This window comes from Roseburia sp., assembly GCF_041325975.1.
In the GTDB taxonomy this organism is placed as follows: domain Bacteria; phylum Bacillota; class Clostridia; order Lachnospirales; family Lachnospiraceae; genus Roseburia; species Roseburia rectibacter.
On sequence record NZ_JBGLEJ010000003.1, the window covers coordinates 543,401 to 559,616 of the forward strand.

At 41.9% G+C, this 16,216-nt stretch carries 20 protein-coding genes; 8 read left to right on the plus strand and 12 right to left on the minus strand.

Annotated elements, in window-relative coordinates:
• Positions 1–11: 11 nt before the first annotated feature.
• The 9 genes from yqeB to moaC form a co-directional block, all read right to left on the minus strand.
• The gene (gene yqeB, locus ACDD58_RS03105) at positions 12–839 is read right to left on the minus strand and encodes a selenium-dependent molybdenum cofactor biosynthesis protein YqeB (RefSeq protein WP_370775767.1); all 828 of its coding nucleotides are present in this window, start codon (positions 837–839) and stop codon (positions 12–14) included.
• 156 nt (positions 840–995) lie between these two features.
• Entirely contained in the window at positions 996–1,286 is a 291-nt protein-coding gene (locus tag ACDD58_RS03110) for a P-II family nitrogen regulator (RefSeq protein ID WP_186899220.1), read from the minus strand.
• 33 nt (positions 1,287–1,319) lie between these two features.
• Entirely contained in the window at positions 1,320–1,556 is a 237-nt protein-coding gene (locus tag ACDD58_RS03115; RefSeq protein ID WP_117920693.1) for a DUF3343 domain-containing protein, read from the minus strand.
• A 117-nt stretch (positions 1,557–1,673) separates the two neighbouring features.
• Entirely contained in the window at positions 1,674–2,711 is a 1,038-nt protein-coding gene (gene selD, locus ACDD58_RS03120; protein ID WP_370775682.1) for a selenide, water dikinase SelD, read from the minus strand.
• Between the two features lie 79 nt (positions 2,712–2,790).
• Positions 2,791–3,141: a winged helix-turn-helix domain-containing protein gene (locus ACDD58_RS03125; RefSeq protein WP_117920694.1), complete on the minus strand. Its 351-nt coding sequence runs from the start codon at positions 3,139–3,141 to the stop codon at positions 2,791–2,793.
• Between the two features lie 44 nt (positions 3,142–3,185).
• Positions 3,186–4,325, minus strand: coding sequence for an aminotransferase class V-fold PLP-dependent enzyme (locus ACDD58_RS03130; RefSeq protein WP_370775685.1), 1,140 nt, complete (start codon positions 4,323–4,325; stop codon positions 3,186–3,188).
• Complete coding sequence (yedF, locus tag ACDD58_RS03135) at positions 4,322–4,951, minus strand: sulfurtransferase-like selenium metabolism protein YedF (protein ID WP_370775687.1); 630 nt, start codon at positions 4,949–4,951, stop codon at positions 4,322–4,324. Before yedF ends, ACDD58_RS03130 begins: the two co-directional genes overlap by 4 nt.
• A gap of 270 nt (positions 4,952–5,221) precedes the next feature.
• Positions 5,222–5,725 carry a molybdenum cofactor biosynthesis protein B gene (locus ACDD58_RS03140; protein ID WP_118210722.1) on the minus strand — a complete coding sequence of 168 codons (504 nt, stop codon included), beginning with the start codon at positions 5,723–5,725 and terminating at the stop codon, positions 5,222–5,224.
• 1,021 nt (positions 5,726–6,746) lie between these two features.
• Complete coding sequence (gene moaC, locus ACDD58_RS03145) at positions 6,747–7,226, minus strand: cyclic pyranopterin monophosphate synthase MoaC (protein WP_370775690.1); 480 nt, start codon at positions 7,224–7,226, stop codon at positions 6,747–6,749.
• A 386-nt stretch (positions 7,227–7,612) separates the two neighbouring features.
• On the opposite strand from moaC, the gene ACDD58_RS03150 reads away from it, so the two are divergent.
• The 8 genes from ACDD58_RS03150 to ACDD58_RS03185 all read left to right on the plus strand — a co-directional run bounded on the left by ACDD58_RS03150 (position 7,613) and on the right by ACDD58_RS03185 (position 13,375).
• On the plus strand, positions 7,613–10,003 hold the full coding sequence (locus tag ACDD58_RS03150) for an LTA synthase family protein (RefSeq protein WP_186899223.1): 2,391 nt from the start codon (positions 7,613–7,615) through the stop codon (positions 10,001–10,003).
• 174 nt (positions 10,004–10,177) lie between these two features.
• A complete protein-coding gene (locus ACDD58_RS03155; RefSeq protein WP_186899224.1) occupies positions 10,178–10,417 on the plus strand; it encodes a DUF3791 domain-containing protein in 240 nt (79 codons plus the stop codon).
• Complete coding sequence (locus ACDD58_RS03160; protein WP_186899225.1) at positions 10,414–10,884, plus strand: DUF3990 domain-containing protein; 471 nt, start codon at positions 10,414–10,416, stop codon at positions 10,882–10,884. Before ACDD58_RS03155 ends, ACDD58_RS03160 begins: the two co-directional genes overlap by 4 nt.
• Positions 10,881–11,087, plus strand: a complete 207-nt coding sequence (locus ACDD58_RS03165; protein WP_186899226.1) for a DUF3791 domain-containing protein — start codon at positions 10,881–10,883, stop codon at positions 11,085–11,087. Before ACDD58_RS03160 ends, ACDD58_RS03165 begins: the two co-directional genes overlap by 4 nt.
• Positions 11,088–11,201: 114 nt before the next feature.
• Positions 11,202–11,720: a ClbS/DfsB family four-helix bundle protein gene (locus tag ACDD58_RS03170; RefSeq protein ID WP_118203934.1), complete on the plus strand. Its 519-nt coding sequence runs from the start codon at positions 11,202–11,204 to the stop codon at positions 11,718–11,720.
• 113 nt (positions 11,721–11,833) lie between these two features.
• Positions 11,834–12,214, plus strand: coding sequence for a hypothetical protein (locus ACDD58_RS03175; protein WP_370775695.1), 381 nt, complete (start codon positions 11,834–11,836; stop codon positions 12,212–12,214).
• A 126-nt stretch (positions 12,215–12,340) separates the two neighbouring features.
• Positions 12,341–12,670, plus strand: coding sequence for a hypothetical protein (locus ACDD58_RS03180; protein WP_186899228.1), 330 nt, complete (start codon positions 12,341–12,343; stop codon positions 12,668–12,670).
• 54 nt (positions 12,671–12,724) lie between these two features.
• A complete protein-coding gene (locus ACDD58_RS03185; protein WP_186899229.1) occupies positions 12,725–13,375 on the plus strand; it encodes a hypothetical protein in 651 nt (216 codons plus the stop codon).
• A 387-nt stretch (positions 13,376–13,762) separates the two neighbouring features.
• Here ACDD58_RS03185 and ribE read toward each other — a convergent pair whose 3' ends face one another.
• The 3 genes from ribE to ACDD58_RS03200 form a co-directional block, all read right to left on the minus strand.
• Positions 13,763–14,233: a 6,7-dimethyl-8-ribityllumazine synthase gene (gene ribE, locus ACDD58_RS03190; protein WP_015522487.1), complete on the minus strand. Its 471-nt coding sequence runs from the start codon at positions 14,231–14,233 to the stop codon at positions 13,763–13,765.
• A gap of 71 nt (positions 14,234–14,304) precedes the next feature.
• Positions 14,305–15,507 carry a bifunctional 3,4-dihydroxy-2-butanone-4-phosphate synthase/GTP cyclohydrolase II gene (locus ACDD58_RS03195; RefSeq protein ID WP_117920678.1) on the minus strand — a complete coding sequence of 401 codons (1,203 nt, stop codon included), beginning with the start codon at positions 15,505–15,507 and terminating at the stop codon, positions 14,305–14,307.
• Positions 15,508–15,557: 50 nt separating this feature from the next.
• On the minus strand, positions 15,558–16,205 hold the full coding sequence (locus tag ACDD58_RS03200) for a riboflavin synthase (protein WP_117920679.1): 648 nt from the start codon (positions 16,203–16,205) through the stop codon (positions 15,558–15,560).
• Between the last annotated feature and the right edge of the window lie 11 nt (positions 16,206–16,216).

Here is a 16,216-nt window from a genome sequence, read left to right on the forward strand (position 1 = left end):
CTCCTTTCTTTTTATGATAAATTGTCAGTGTCAAAAGCACAGACAACTTCAAGCACACTGCCTGCAATACAGCGCGCTTTATCCGAAATGGTAAAACAGTTCGAAAGTTCGCTTTTGCGCGGATCGATATCTGCAATCTTAAAGCCTTTTGTAACCGGATATCCATCACGGATCAGTCCGCGGATAATACCGGGGATCGTGGCGGTTACCGAATATCTGGCATTTTCATCCTCATTCATGATATACGCAATTCTCTCGCCCTGTTCAACAATATCGCCGATCTTATGCACATTATAAAGAATACCCGGTGCGCCTGCATGAATCACACGTTCTGCCGCATAGCCGCCAATATTGCCCGGTATTCCGGTATTGGGAATAGCTGATCCCTCACGGATGATCCGGCCAAGATTATGTCCTCGCTTTGTCTCAATAACGATATCCACATCTTCCCCCGCAGTAAATCCGGGACCAAGTCCTACCGTAAGTGCTGCCATATTGCGTGTTGTTCCGAGATTTTTCTTTGCAAGGATTGCATCAACGACCACATCGGGCTTTAATGCTGCAATGGCTGCTCCGTCCGGATCTACCAGTAACGGAACTTTTCCAGCGCCGATCACTTTTTCTGCTTCTGTAGCATCTTTGATCAAAACAGCCTCCATGCCTTCTACCGTGGCGCTGCCCTCATAAACAGCCTCACAGATGGCTACCTGACGCCGGATTGCTGCCGGATGGTCTGTCTCAAGCACCAGAACCGGAAATCCTGCCGACCAGAGTCTGTGGATGGTTCCGGTGGCAAGATCGCCACCGCCTCTTACTATAATGAATGGTTTCTTCAATATTTCTCATCTGCCTTTCAGACAATTATCATTAAGAAAAAAAGAAAACCAATGTGGGGACTCTACCCACATTGGCTATCTTTCATTCAGCTTACACATTGCTATCTTTTATAAGAATAACCATACTTATAATTTTTGTCAAGTCAATACTGACGTATTTTATAGTGCATCACCACCATGCTCACCAGTTCTGATTCTGACCGCATCTTCTACGTCATAAATAAAAATCTTACCATCGCCAAAGTTTCCTGTCTGAATCTCCTTTACAACCTCGTCCACGATCGCCGGTGCCTGTTCATCCGTTACAACGGTTTCTACTTTAATCTTTGGCAGCAGATTAACAGAAAACTCATACTGTCTGGTCGATCTAAGATTTCCTTTTTGATTACCACATCCCATAATATTTGCGATATTCATACCATTTACCTTTTCATAGGCTTCCGGTCTCATTTTGTCTTTTCCAACAGAATGATACTTTTTTATTTAGATATATATTTCTACACTCTGTTCCATCTCAATTCCTGATTTTTCAATTTCTTTACCGGACCCTTCATAATCTCCCGGTTCCATTCTCCACGCCAGTCCACACCCTGCAGAAAGTTCTCTTGGAACCGGGATCAGCCGTCCTTTGATGGAATTCTCATTGCAATATTTTTCCATTGCCATTGCCGCTGATGTGGTATGAAATGTGATGATTCTGTAATTTTTCTTTTCTCTCATGATCTCCATCCCTGCTAACCTTATTTCGTGATGTTGGAGCCAATATCACTATTTAAATTTTGTCCGGAATTATTATAAAATATCTTAATGTAATGAATCGTCAGGCAGATTTTCCAATTATCCACACACATAAATTTCCTTTTCAGATTTTGGAAGGATCTCCCCAACTATGGCAGCCGGATGCCCTTCCTTCTTTAGATCTGCTAAAAGTGCCTCTGCCTGCTTCTCTGGCACTGCGATCAGCAGTCCGCCAGAAGTCTGTGGATCAAATAAAACCTCTTCCATTGCAAAAGTGACATTTTCAAATGAAACAGATTCACCCACATGATTCCGGTTTTTCTGACCTGCCGCCGTCAGCAAAAACTCATCTGCATAATCAAGTGCTTCTTTTATCACAGGTACCTGGTCTGCAAAAATACGGCAGGATAACTTCCCATCCATCATTTCATGCAGATGTCCTAAGAAACCAAATCCAGTCACATCGGTACATGCGTGGATATCATATGCATGGCATATATGTGAAGCAGATTTATTCAGTCTTGTCATGGAATCAATTGCAGCTTCCATTGCAGCATCAGATGCCTCTTTTACACGGTTTGCCGTACAGACAATTCCAACTCCGAGTTTCTTTGTTAAGATCAGTTTGTCACCCGGTTTTCCCTGATTATTCGGGTAGATCTTGTCCGGATGCACAATTCCCATGACAGAAAGTCCATACTTCACATCTGTATCGGCAATGGAATGACCGCCTGCAAGAGTTCCTCCCGCCTCAATGACTTTTTCGGAGCCGCCCCGCATGATCTCACCTAAAATATTCAAATCCATACTCTCCGGAAAACATACGATATTTAATGCTGTCTTTACTTCGCCGCCCATCGCATAGATATCACTGAGCGCATTTGCCGCCGCAATTTTTCCAAAGGTGTACGGATCATCCACCATTGGGGGGAAAAAATCAAGGGTCTGTACGATTGCCGTATCATCGGAAATACGATAGACTGCTGCATCATCCTTGCTGTCATATCCGATGAGAAGATTCTCATCTGCCGGGCCTTTCGGCAAACGCTCTAACACTCTGCTTAAAATGCCTGCACCGAGCTTTGCAGTGCATCCGCCACCCTTGCAAAATATGATTTTTTCCTGATTTTGTTCCATATCTGTCTTACACCTCCGTGATCTGTGCGCACTCTGTTTTATGCCTGAAAGGATGAGAGTTATTGACATTTTCTATAAATTAATTTGTGAAATATTTTTCAAACAACGTCTGTGCATCCTTCTTTAACTCCGCATCCATCGCCTGATACTTTTCCAGGAAATTCCTTCCCTGTTCTGTCAATGTCATATTGCCGCCGCCTTTTCCACCACTATTTCCGGTCATAAGTGAAAAGCCAAGTTCATTTTCAGCGCGTTTTACAATTCTCCAGCCTTTCGAATATGCCATCTGCATCTGACGGCACGCCTCAGAAAGAGATCCCGTTTTCTCCACAAGTTCCATAATTTGTGCAATGCCAGGTCCGAATATAAGCTCATCTCCATAAATACGCAGCCTCACCTGTTCATGAAGCTTTCTTTTTCCCAAACTCATATCTATCCTCTTTTCTTTGCCGCTTATTATGCAGACTCTTTCCGTCATGCTTCCTCCGCAATCTCCCGCACAGCCCGCACCGCAGCATCCACTTCCTCATCCGTATTAAAATGGGAAAAGCTGAATCTTACTGCCCCCTGCTCTTTTGTTCCAAGCGTCTCATGCATCATAGGCGCACAATGTGCCCCCGCACGGACTGCGATCTCATAATCTTCCCAGAGCCAGTCGCTTACACTGCCGGAATCTAAATCCCTGATATTTAATGAGACAACTGCCACTCTGTTTTCCGTTGTAAAATCTCCATAAATGTTTACACCGGAAATATCTTTTACGCCATTATAAAACCGATCTGCCAGAGCCATCTCACGTTTATAGATCATACCAATGCCCATTTTTTGCAGATAACCCAAAGCAGCGTACAATCCGGCAATCCCATGTCCGTTTAATGTCCCAGCTTCAAGCGCGGTCGGCATTTCTTCCGGCTGCGTTTTACTGTAACTTTTGACTCCGGTTCCTCCCGCTAAAAGCGGTCGGATATCCACACCTTTCCGCACATAAATTCCTCCGGTTCCCTGCGGGCCAAGTAATCCTTTATGACCGGTAAAACAGAGTACATCGATATTCTGTTTCTGCACATCGATTGGAAGTACTCCGGCGGTCTGTGCAGCATCCACGATTAACAATAGATGATGCTTTTGTGTAAATGCTGCGATACGTTCTAAATCTGTCACATTTCCTGTCAGATTTGACGCATGTGTGATCACAACTGCTTTCGTATCAGACTGATATGCATGTTCCAGCTCATCATACAAAATCCGCCCCTTAGAATCTGCGGGAAGATACGTTACTTTCACACCACGCTGCTCCATCAGATACAATGGACGCAGGACAGAGTTATGTTCACATACCGATGTGATCACGTGATCTCCCGGTTCAAATAAACCCTGAATCGCAATATTTAACGCTTCTGTCACATTACAGGTAAATGCAATACGTGATGCATCTTCCGCGTGAAATAATTCTGCAAGCCGCTCTCTGGTTCCATAAATGATCCTGGATGCATCAAGTGTTGCCGCGTGCGCTCCTCTTCCTGCATTTCCAAGTGTATGAAATGCCTCCGTGACGGCTTGTTCTACCTCCGGTGGTTTTGGAAATGTAGTTGCCGCATTATCTAAATAAATCATGGTTTTACAATATTTCCTGCCTGTGTCATTTTCTCAGCAATCACATACATATTTGTTACACTTCCCACCTGAAGTTTATCCGTAAGTCCATAGTGATTAAGGCATGTACCACAGGTTAAAATCTCCACGCCCTGTGCCTCTAATGATTTCAGATCCTCAAGTGTCGGTGATTCCTCACAGGTCAGTTTTGCACCTCCGTTATAAAAAAGCATGGTTTTCGGTAATACATCCTGCTCTGTCAGCGCATAAATAAATCCTTTGATGAGTACCTTTCCAAGTTCCTCAGCACCCTCACCCATATGATCTGCAGAGATCACAACAACCGTATTTCCATGGATTGCATTTGGAGTACAGATTTCTTTTTCTGTATCTGTTGCAGACATTGCATCACTCTGATTTACTGATCCTTCTCCAATCTCCATCGTCACTTTATACTGTCCCTCTGCTATTTTCTCAGACTTCACGCCATAGCCTTTCTGATTTGCCATCTTCGTCAGATTCTGAACCGCGATCTCGTTATCCACCAGTGTCTCCACAACACCAGAACCTTTAAGCTCTTTGATTGCATTTTTTGTTTTTACTACCGGAATCGGGCAGGTATCGCCCATTGCATTTACTGTGATCATCTTTTTTCCAGCCTTTCTGCTAAATTTTTCATTATTCTTATAAAGATTCCATATACCATAGGCAACTCTTAACTTCCTGCTACATCAATTTTGAACTGCCTTATAATACGGGAAACCATATGAATCAGAAAAGGGCATTACGGAATCTCTCCAGTAACACCCTCGTTATTCTTTTATAAGTATAACACTATTTTCTCAGCTTGAAAATAGTATTTTAAAAATATCTCACAAATTTTAACCGGCAGACACACCTCATTCAGCACCACACAGCTATCCTCTCCGCGCACATTCCCCATCTCTCCCCAACAAAATATCCATCCCATGTTCCAGCGAATCTAAGATATAAGTCAGGCTTTCCTCGACCGCTTTTGGACTGCCCGGCAGATTTACGATCAGGGACTGCCCCCGGATCGCACTTGCACCACGGCTTAACATGGCACGCTTCGTAATTGTCATGCTGTAAGCCCGGATTGCCTCCGCAATTCCCGGTGCATTCCGGTCACAAACGGCAAGCGTTGCCTCCGGTGTCACATCCCGCAGGGAAAATCCGGTTCCGCCTGTCGTTAAGATCAGGCTGCATTTACATTCATCCGCAAGCCTTATCATTTCCTGTTCCAGCTCTTTTTGCTCGTCCGGCAGCACCCGATAGGATATAATTTCGTATTTTTCAGACGGCAGTATTTCTCTGATCCGTTTTCCACTGATATCCTCACGCTCTCCCTTTGAACCTTTGTCGCTTGCTGTTATGATTCCGACTGTGTACTTATTATTCATCTTACTCTCCATTTCTATGCTGATTTGTTTCAATAATATCCATGCTTGTTGATAACTGTTAATAATTCCATGAACCTGCCCGCCAAATGCTGGTTTGGGTGTGAGTTGAGTTCCCCGGTGAAGGGTGGTTCCGGGGTTTTTGATTGGCAAATTGCATCAAGCCGGGACTGTTTTGTTCCGTTGTCCGAAAATAAGAAAGTCTAAGTATGCCTGATTTATATTGTGGTGGAGTGACGTGTGCGTCTTAAATGTGCCATCCGGGCACATTAAGACTTGTGCTGCCGTCCGTGGCAGCACAACACTGTATTTCGGGCAGGCATACTAAGACTTTCTAATTTTCTCCCAAAGTCACAAAACAAGTTCCGGCTTGATGCGATTTGCCAGCCACAAGGTTGTGAACCACCCTTCGCCGGGGAACTCATTTTACAACCTTGGGAGTGCGTAAATTTTTAGTGTTTTGTGTCTTTATTGCCATACACATTTGAAAAAATATTCTGTGTTATTTGGTCTGGCAATTTGCCAAGTAATCCGTATTATGCAATGCAGCAGATAAAAATTCTAGCAATTCCTTAGGATGAATATTAATGATACAGCACATTAGCATTTTAAGCATATTTTCATTCAAGCGAATATCAAAAATTCGCACCTACGCCCCCAGTTTTGAGATGAACCGCCCACCCAAATGGTGTTCATAACCTGACGGCTGGCATCTTGCGCAAAGTCGGAGCTAATTTTGTGACTTTGGGAGAAAATTAGAAAATCTTGGTATGCCTGTCAACACACAGTGATGTTCTGCCACGGATGGCAGAACGAGGCAGCATCGAGTCATGGATGACTCGTTGTTGCCGGTCACGTCACTCCGAGAAAACCTAAATCAGGCATACCTAGACTTTTCTTATTTTCGTACAACGGAACAAAAATTACTTCGGCTTTGCGCAAGATGCCATTCACAAGCCTATGAAACACCATTTGGACGGGCGATTTATTTCATAAACAAACCATCATTTGGCGGGCACCAATCTTATTTTCCACAGACATAATGTCCACTCTTGCCACCATCCTTTTCCAGCAAATGAATGTCGGTGATCCGCATCCCACGGTCCATCGCCTTGCACATATCGTAAATGGTCAGAAGTGTCACACTCACCCCTGTCATCGCCTCCATCTCAACACCAGTCTTTCCGATACAGGAGGTCTTACAGATTGCCTCAATAGCACTTTCCTCATCATGCATCTTAAAGCTGACTTCACAGTCTGTCAGTGCAATGATATGACATAGGGGGATCAGTTCCGAATTTTTCTTTGCAGCCATGATTCCTGCAATGCGCGCCACCCCAAGAACATCTCCTTTTTTTGCGGTATGTCCCTTGATTGCCGCATACACCTCCTCATTGACATATATCTTTCCGGCTGCCACTGCCACACGGTAAGTATCATCCTTGGCATGAACATCCACCATGATCGCATTTCCTTCCTTATTAAAATGAGTAAACTTTCCCATATGTGGCTCTCCTTTCCCGACGCAACATTTTCCTGATATGCCTGTGCAGACAGCACTTTATAATATCTGGGGCTTATCTGATTACCTTCTTTCCTTATTATATAGGAGATTTGCACACTTGCAATCCCAATTTTCTTCCTGTTTTTACCTGTTTTGGACATATTTTGTTCATTTTTTATTCATATTCAATAGAAAAACACAGATTGTTCATTCTTTTTTATTCATCTTTCCGATTGATTTTTTACCTGAGAAGCGATATATTCTCTTAGTGTCAAAAATAATATTTTTACACAGGGTTTACGTACCTTTTACAAAATACCAAAAACAACAGCATTTCCATTTAAAGATAGACAGTTTGATATTATACGAAACTTTGGGAGGTCACCATGAAAGAAAAATTACATCTTTGTCTTGATAAGATTTCTCTTATCCGTTCAAAATTACCAAAGAAAAAGCCACACGGCGAAAAATATTATAAAATGATAGCATTTTTAAACAAGTACTCATTAGTATTTCATTTTATCTTAGCATGCATGCTGACATTTGCGATCGAAGTGATTTCAAGAAGAGATTTTCTTTCAACCATCTCTTTCTTACATAATCACACACTTGCATACCTTTACAATGCATTTATCGTATTTGCATCGCTCTCGATCGTATACCTGTTCCGGTGCAGGGCGCAGCTACGTGTACTGATCAGTGGTTTATGGCTGTTTCTTGGTACAATCAACGGTCTGATCCTTTCAAACCGTGTCACACCTTTCAGCTACACCGATCTAAAATGTATCTCTGACCTGTTCGCAATGCAGAATACAAACTATTTTACCGCAGAAGAGGCAACTCTTGTAGTCGGTGTTGTTGTTGCATTTTTTGTATTTTTAGGTTTCTTTTTTGCAAAAGGGCCAAAATATCAGGGAAAACGTCATTTTGTATTAGGACCAGTTGCGATTGCTGCCTTACTTTTAGTAGGACTTCCGATCACAACACAGGCTGCACAGGGTTCTAACATCCTTGCTTCCTATTTTTCCAACATTGCCCAGGGTTATGCTGATTATGGTTTTGTATACGGTTTCTCCACCAGCGTGGTTGGCCGTGGTATGAGCAAACCGGATGATTATTCTGAGGAAACTGTCGACGCGATTGAAACTCTGGTCAATTCTTCCAAGGAACAGACAACAGTTTCAAAAGACAGCGAACCAAATATCATTTGTGTCCTGTTAGAGTCATTTACAGATCCTTACGAAGTAAACTTTTTAAATATGTCCGAAGATCCGATTCCGAATTTCCATAATTTAGAGAGTAACTACTCGACCGGATATCTTACCGTTCCGGTTGTCGGCGCAGGTACCGCAAACACAGAGTTTGAAGTTTTAACCGGCATGAGCATGCAGTATTTCGGAACCGGTGAATATCCTTACAAAACCATTTTAAAACAGACAGACTGCGAAAGTATTGCATCTGACTTATCAAAGATCGGTTACGGAACACATGTAGTTCACAATAATACAGCTACTTTTTACAGCAGAAACAATGCTTTCTCCATGATGGGATTTGACACATTTACCAGTAAAGAGCTGATGAACATCACACAGTACACACCAAACGGCAACTGGCCAACGGATGATGTACTGGTTCAGGAAACTGTAAAAGCCTTGGATTCCACAAAAGATCAGTCCGATTTTGTATATACGATCACCGTAGAAGGCCACGGTGATTACCCGACCGAAAAGATTTTAACTGATCCGGCAATCAAAGTTACCGGCGCAGCAACAGAAGAATCAAACAATCAGTGGGAATATTACGTAAATATGATCCATGAGGTAGATGATTTCATCGGCGATCTGATCTCCGCTGTTGACCGTCGTGGTGAGGATACCATCGTCGTAATGTTCGGCGATCATCTTCCGACCATGGGACTTTCTGATTCTGATATGAAATCCGGTGATATTTTCAAGACAAAATATATCACCTGGAATAATATGGGACTTCCGAAAGAAGATGCTGATCTGACCGCTTACCAGCTTCTTTCCCAGATCACAGATCAGGCAGGTATCCACGAAGGAACCATGTTTAATTACCATCAGACACAGCGCAATTCCGAGACATACTTAAATGGTCTTGAGAATCTGCAGTATGATTTACTTTACGGCAAAAGATATACTTACAGCGGCGAGGATCCCTATCCTGCTACTGACCTTCAGATGGATGTGGAGGATGTTACGATTTCCAATCTCCGCAAAAATTCTGACCGCAATATTTTTGCTGTGTACGGTTCAAGATTTACCAAGAATACAAAGATCTTTGTAAATGGCGAGAAAGTTCCTACCAACTACATTTCTTCTGCACTTGTTACAACCAGTCTCGATAACGTAAAAGATGGAGATACGATCAGCGTAAATATTCTCGGTTCAAAGGGGATCCTTCTTCGTACCGGAGTTGATGAGGTTGTTTATGAAGATCCAGATGTGATCCATGAGACAGAGACGGAAAATCCGACCGAGACAACTGAAGTACCAGTCCCTGCATCCACATGGAATCTGAACATGCCTTCTTCGGAAAAGACAGATATGAAATCTTCTGAAAGCACGGAAGTGAAATCTTCCGAAGATACGGAGGTGAAATCTTCCGAAAATACGGAGGTAAAATCGTCTGAGAGTACTGAAGTGAAATCGTCTGAGAACACTGAGGTAAAATCCTCTGAAAGTACAGAAGTGAAATCCTCTGAAAGCACGGAAGTGAAATCTTCCGAAAATATCTCTGACACACTTGGCAGATAGCTTTATTAAAAAATCAAAATAACAGACAAGTCCGATATGTGGCAAGATGCTGCTATTGGGCTTGTTTTTTTGCAAAATAATTTTGATTACATTATGTCCTGTGTTAAAATGGAATCAATAAATCGTTGTTTGTAAAGAAGTATAGTGCATTATGTAATATGAGGAGGTGTGTGTATGGTAGCAGATGAGAAGATAAAAAATTCTAATGAACTTGAATTTGCTATATTCTGCATTGAAAATGTTGCGGCAAAGTTAGGGGTGGATGCGGAACGCGTTTATCAGGCATTTACCGAAAAGAGCGATATTCTTAACGGTTATATTGTGCCAGAATATGAAATTTTGCATACGCAGAGCCGGGAATATATTGTAGATGACCTCCTTGATGTGATGGGAGAAAAGGGGGTGGAAGTATGATTCTTTACCATGGTTCTTTTTTAGGAATCGCACAGCCTGATTTGATTCATTCCCGTCATAACGTAGACTTTGGGAGAGGCTTTTATGTCACGCCGTTGTATGAACAGGCTGTAAAATGGTGTGGAAAATTCAAACGCCGAGGAAAAGACGGTATTATTTCAAAATATGAATATGATGAGAGCCGAGAATCTGAACTGAAAGTTTTGAAATTTGACTCCTATTCCGAGGAATGGCTTGATTTTATTCTGAATTGTCGTAGCGGAAAAGATATGACAGATTATGACCTTGTGCTTGGTGGTGTTGCTAATGATAAGGTATTTAATACTGTGGAATTGTTTTTTGACGGATTGATTGATAAAGCAGAGGCTATCAATCGGTTGAGATATGAAAAGCCGAATCTGCAAAGTTGTTTTCGCACAGAAAAAGCACTATCTTTGCTACATTTTGAAGGGAGTGAAAGAGTATGAAGGCAAATCCGATTTTACTTCAGAAAAAATATAGTCGTGTCATCGAGCGTTTTTCAAAACAGCAGGGTCTTTCATTAGATGAGGCATTGGCCTTTTTCTACAATTCTGAGGTTTATCAGCTGATGCGGGACGGCGTATCGGATATGCACTGCATGAGTGATGCATATTTAGCGGATGAATTAGAACAGGAATATAACAAATAAGCTTTCGGAATCTTGAGCTTCCTGATCAAATCCATCGGTCGGATGGACTTTGAACCTAAAGCGGAATAGCGTTTTACTGCTGAAATAAGGGACATAGAACCGAGGAGGAGTATTTTGAGAACATACGAGAATAAAGATGAACTTAAGAACGAGATAAATAAAAGTTTTGCAAAGTACATTTCAGAATTCGATATTATTCCAGAATCATTAAAAGATAAGAGAGTTGAGGAAGTTGACAGAACTCCGGCAGAAAATCTTGCTTATCAGGTTGGCTGGACAACGCTTGTTATTAAATGGGAATCTGATGAAAGAAAAGGTCTTCATGTCAAGACTCCTTCAGATAATTTTAAGTGGAATCAGCTTGGCGAATTATATCAATGGTTTACAGATACATATGCTCATCTTTCGCTTCAGGAGCTGAAAGACATGCTGAATGAGAATATTAATTCGATTTATGAAATCATTGACTCATTAAGCGATGAAGAGTTATTCGAGCCACATATGAGAAAGTGGGCCGATGAAGCAACCAAAACAGCGGTCTGGGAAGTATACAAGTTTATACATGTTAATACGGTTGCTCCGTTCGGAACTTTCAGAACTAAGATTAGGAAATGGAAAAAGATTGTACTATAAAAATCTGAATTGACCGAGCTCTTTAGAGCGAGGGATACTTCTTGTCCGAAGGGCAAGAAGATGGAACAGAGAAAGAGTTTAACAACTCGGTATTTACGAAAGAGGTACAGAACATGAAGAAAATCAATTTAGTAGTTTTGCCAGCTATAACAATAGCGTTAGAAATATTGCCGCTGGGGGCAGTTTGTACTTTTGCTCCATCTCCGACAGAAAGAGTAAAAGAAACATTCTCATACTTTAGTCCAATACCGTTTGGCTATGCAAATTTTGCTCCACTTATTACAGCCGTACTTACTGTTGTTATCTTGTTGCTGTCGTTGATTTCATTAAAGAAAAATGGAGTTTTCAATTCTATGTTTGTTCTTTCAATTATTACAACAGTTATTTCTCTTTTGCCGTTGGTGTATGGATTGAGTTATTTCACCTTTGTGGGAGCCTTGATAACGATGGCACTTGTAACCGAATGCATTTTGATTAAGACGCAACAGAAGTAAAGTAAAGCGACAACTTCATGTTTGACGAACTGGTAATATACAAAAAATAATATTAGAGTAGAATAGGCTCATAGATATGCTATAATAAAACTAATTAGCGGGACGGGTTTTGTTGGGAGGGATATTATGATGGGAAATATTATAGGGTTTGTTATATGGGCGATTGGTGGCGTTATTATCATTGGGCTTGGAATAAGCGCATATTTTTCAAGAAAAGTGGTTGGCTTTTGGGCAAACATAAAACCTATATCTATAAATGATATCGCGGGTTACAATCGTGCTGTTGGTAAGTTGTTTGTTATTTATGGAGTGATTTTGATTGCATTGGGATTGCCGCTGCTTTCAGGACAGAATTCTCCGTTTATTTTACTGTCAGTATTGGGTGTAATGATAGAAACAATAGTAATCATGGCGGTTTATAGTTTGTGCATTGAAAGGAAGTATAAAGAACAATAGAAAACTTCCAGTTTATTAGGATGATAAATTTTATTTTGAATAGGACAGGTGTTTATGAAAAAAAGCGCGAGCGCAGTTTCTGTTATTGGAGGAGCCGATGGACCGACCTCCATTTTTTTTAAGAAAAATGCAAAACTTACTCTAAAACAGAAAATTCAAAGAGCAAAAAATAAAATTAAGCGGTTCTATGTGGATAAAACCCTTTCATGTGAAGGTCATAGTTTGGATGAAGTAATAGAGTATATCGTAAATAGATATGGGTTTGCTGAAGTCGATAAGGATGCTGAAGAATTTCCAGAAGAATATCAGCAGATGAGAGCCTCTTTTATCATTCAATATGCTCCAGAATTATTAGGAGAATCTACTGCCTGTCCTAAATTAAAGAGCGAATCGCCAAAAGATGTGGAGGCTTATATCAGGCAAAGCGAGGATCGAATGCAGAGGGCAATGGAAATCCCTTCGACAGAATTTGATATTGACTTTCATAAATTCAAAAAAGCATTTGATGATATCAATGATACCATGTATATTGTTATCGAAAAAAAATATGCATATATTGGCGGTGGGGCTGGTGGAAATAAAAAGGTGGTTAAAAACTTTCAGAGTATCTATAAAGATATATACAGATATTACGGTGTCACAAAAGAGGATAAAGTAAGCAAATCGGAACGATATAAGGATGTGGTTCGAACCTTGAGTCAGTAATACAGTTTTGCAATCATTCAAGATATAGAAAAAATCTATAAAAAAGGAGCTGAGACACTGCTGATTTTAATCAGATAGTGCGACAGCCCCGAGACCGTTTCAAGTTTTGTGTAAACGCTAAAAACTGATATAAGATTTGTGAATAGTTACAAATGGGCAGAGCCGATTTTCCGGATTCTGCCCATATCTGCATTATACAGGAGTTTTTGGGCTGTCTTTTCTTCTTGCCATAAAAATAACCTCCAAACTGAGTAATTTTATCTTACATCAGTTTGGAGGTTTACACAAACTTTGGGATGCTCCCTTTTTAGGTATTAGAATCCGGGAACGAACCATTTTTAAGGCAGCTTAGAATCCAGAAACATCTGGCACCGCCTGGGCTCTTCTTTACTTCTTCATTACACGCATCAGGTTCACCATCTCGATCGCACCCACAGCGCATTCATATCCCTTATTTCCCGCCTTGCTTCCGGCACGCTCGATTGCCTGTTCAATATTATCTGTCGTGAGAACGCCAAACATAACCGGAATTTTGCTCTGTAAGGAAACGCTTGCAATCCCTTTGGAAACTTCATTGCACACATAATCATAATGGCTCGTTGCCCCGCGTATCACTGCCCCAAGGCAGATCACTGCATCATACTTTCCACTTGCCGCCATCTTCTCTGCGATCACCGGTATCTCAAACGCTCCCGGCACCCATGCCAGATCAATCTGCTCCTCCGGTACATCATGACGCTTCAACCCGTCAAGTGCACCCCCGATCAGTCTTGACACGATAAATTCATTAAACCTCGCTGCCACGATCCCAATCTTAATATCCTCTGCTCCTGTTAATTTTCCTTCTAAAACGTTCATTTTTTTATCTCCTTTTTTATAATGTTGATGTCAGGTTGACACCATAGATACTTAATATTATATTTATCCTCTTATTCAAAACGAAGCATATGCCCCATCTTTTCCTGTTTCGTCCGCAGATAAAACAGATCATACGGTGTCGCCTTCATCTGGATCGGCACGCGCTCTTTGATTTCCATGCCATAATCTTTCAACTGGTAAACTTTATCCGGGTTATTGGTCAGAAGCCGCAGCGTTTTTACACCGAGATCTTTTAAAATCTGTGCTCCGATGTAATACTCCCGCTCATCCCCCGCAAAACCGAGCGCAAGGTTCGCCTCTAACGTATCCATTCCTTTCTCCTGCAATGTATAGGCGCGCAGCTTGTTCAGTAATCCGATGCCTCTTCCCTCCTGCCGCATATAAAGCAGGATTCCGCGGCCTTCTTTTTCGATCTGTTCCATTGCCGCAGCAAGCTGTTCCCCGCAGTCACACCTCAAAGATCCGAATACATCTCCCGTCAGGCACTCGGAGTGTACACGGCATAGCACATCCTCTCCGTCTCCGATCTCACCTTTTACCAGCGCAACATGATGTTCCCCGTTTAAAATATTCTGATAACCATACGCTTTAAATTCTCCATATTTTGTCGGGAGTTTTGCGACTGCTGCGCACTCTACCAGTTTCTCATGTTTTTTGCGGTACTCCTGAATTGCCGCGATCGTGATAAAACAGATGTTCCACTTTTCTGCCAATTCCATGAGCTCTGTTGTACGCATCATTGTTCCGTCCTCACGCATAATCTCACAGCATAAACCACACTCTTTTAATCCGGCAAGACGCATCAGGTCAACGGTTGCTTCTGTATGACCGTTACGTTCTAACACACCATTCTTTTTTGCAAGCAGTGGAAACATGTGTCCCGGTCTGCGAAAATCTTCCGGTTTTGCATCCTCACTGATGCAATGCCTTGCCGTCATACCGCGTTCCTCCGCCGATATTCCAGTCGTTGTGCCGACATAATCGATCGATACGGTAAATGCGGTCTCATGGTTATCCGTATTGTCTGCCACCATCTGCGGGAGTCTTAATTTTTCACAGATCTCCTTTGACATCGGCATGCAGATCAGTCCTTTTCCATGTGTTGCCATAAAATTCAGATTTTCTGTCGTTGCAAACTCTGCCGCGCAGATAAAATCCCCTTCATTCTCACGATCTTCATCATCTGTCACAAGAATGATCTTTCCTTTTTTCAATTCTTCTAATGCCTGTTCCACTGTATCAAATTCTCTCATTATACTTCTCCCTTTCCATGCAAGAACTTTCACTTGATTTTTCTGAGTTTTCAAAATCCATTAGAAAATAAAAACTCCTTCGTGATCTTACTCTCCGTTATTTTTTCTTCCTTCCAGTTCAAAAAATGTTCTATATACTTCCCGATACAGTCATTTTCCAGATTTACCTTATCCCCCGCCTTTTTGTGAGCCAAAACCGTACACTGCGCCGTATGCGGGATAACAGACACCATAAAAGTGGTCTGTGTCGTTTCTGCAATGGTAAGGCTGATCCCATCCACTGCGACAGAACCCTTTTCAACAATGTAGTGCATGATCTTCTCAGGCGCTTTAATGGAATAATAAATCGCGATCTCATCTGATATGACTTCACAGATCGTTCCGGTTCCGTCAATATGTCCTGTCACGATGTGACCGCCAAATCTGCCGTTCGCCGCCATCGCGCGCTCCAGATTCACCGGACTGCCTGACGCTGCTTCTCCAATCGATGACCTCCGCAGCGTTTCGTGCATCACATCGGCGGTAAAATAGTTTTTTCCAAAAGATGTCACGGTAAGACAGATTCCGTTGACGGCAATGCTGTCACCAATTTTGATATCCTCCAATACTTTTTCTGCCTCTATTTTCAGTCTGGCAGAATTGCCTTTCCGGTCCGCTGTTATGATTCTTCCGACCTCTTCCACAATTCCTGTAAACAAATTTCCTCCCC

Coding starts and splice junctions, on each gene's coding strand:
- ACDD58_RS03110 (WP_186899220.1), bottom strand. CDS start 1,286: ATGAGACCGGAAGCCTATGAAAAGGTAAATGGTATGAATATCGCAAAT.
- ACDD58_RS03115 (WP_117920693.1), bottom strand. CDS start 1,556: ATGAGAGAAAAGAAAAATTACAGAATCATCACATTTCATACCACATCA.
- selD (WP_370775682.1), bottom strand. CDS start 2,711: ATGGAACAAAATCAGGAAAAAATCATATTTTGCAAGGGTGGCGGATGC.
- ACDD58_RS03125 (WP_117920694.1), bottom strand. CDS start 3,141: ATGAGTTTGGGAAAAAGAAAGCTTCATGAACAGGTGAGGCTGCGTATT.
- ACDD58_RS03130 (WP_370775685.1), bottom strand. CDS start 4,325: ATGATTTATTTAGATAATGCGGCAACTACATTTCCAAAACCACCGGAG.
- yedF (WP_370775687.1), bottom strand. CDS start 4,951: ATGATCACAGTAAATGCAATGGGCGATACCTGCCCGATTCCGGTAGTA.
- ACDD58_RS03140 (WP_118210722.1), bottom strand. CDS start 5,725: ATGAATAATAAGTACACAGTCGGAATCATAACAGCAAGCGACAAAGGT.
- moaC (WP_370775690.1), bottom strand. CDS start 7,226: ATGGGAAAGTTTACTCATTTTAATAAGGAAGGAAATGCGATCATGGTG.
- ACDD58_RS03150 (WP_186899223.1), top strand. CDS start 7,613: ATGAAAGAAAAATTACATCTTTGTCTTGATAAGATTTCTCTTATCCGT.
- ACDD58_RS03155 (WP_186899224.1), top strand. CDS start 10,178: ATGGTAGCAGATGAGAAGATAAAAAATTCTAATGAACTTGAATTTGCT.
- ACDD58_RS03160 (WP_186899225.1), top strand. CDS start 10,414: ATGATTCTTTACCATGGTTCTTTTTTAGGAATCGCACAGCCTGATTTG.
- ACDD58_RS03165 (WP_186899226.1), top strand. CDS start 10,881: ATGAAGGCAAATCCGATTTTACTTCAGAAAAAATATAGTCGTGTCATC.
- ACDD58_RS03175 (WP_370775695.1), top strand. CDS start 11,834: ATGAAGAAAATCAATTTAGTAGTTTTGCCAGCTATAACAATAGCGTTA.
- ACDD58_RS03180 (WP_186899228.1), top strand. CDS start 12,341: ATGATGGGAAATATTATAGGGTTTGTTATATGGGCGATTGGTGGCGTT.
- ACDD58_RS03185 (WP_186899229.1), top strand. CDS start 12,725: ATGAAAAAAAGCGCGAGCGCAGTTTCTGTTATTGGAGGAGCCGATGGA.
- ribE (WP_015522487.1), bottom strand. CDS start 14,233: ATGAACGTTTTAGAAGGAAAATTAACAGGAGCAGAGGATATTAAGATT.
- ACDD58_RS03195 (WP_117920678.1), bottom strand. CDS start 15,507: ATGAGAGAATTTGATACAGTGGAACAGGCATTAGAAGAATTGAAAAAA.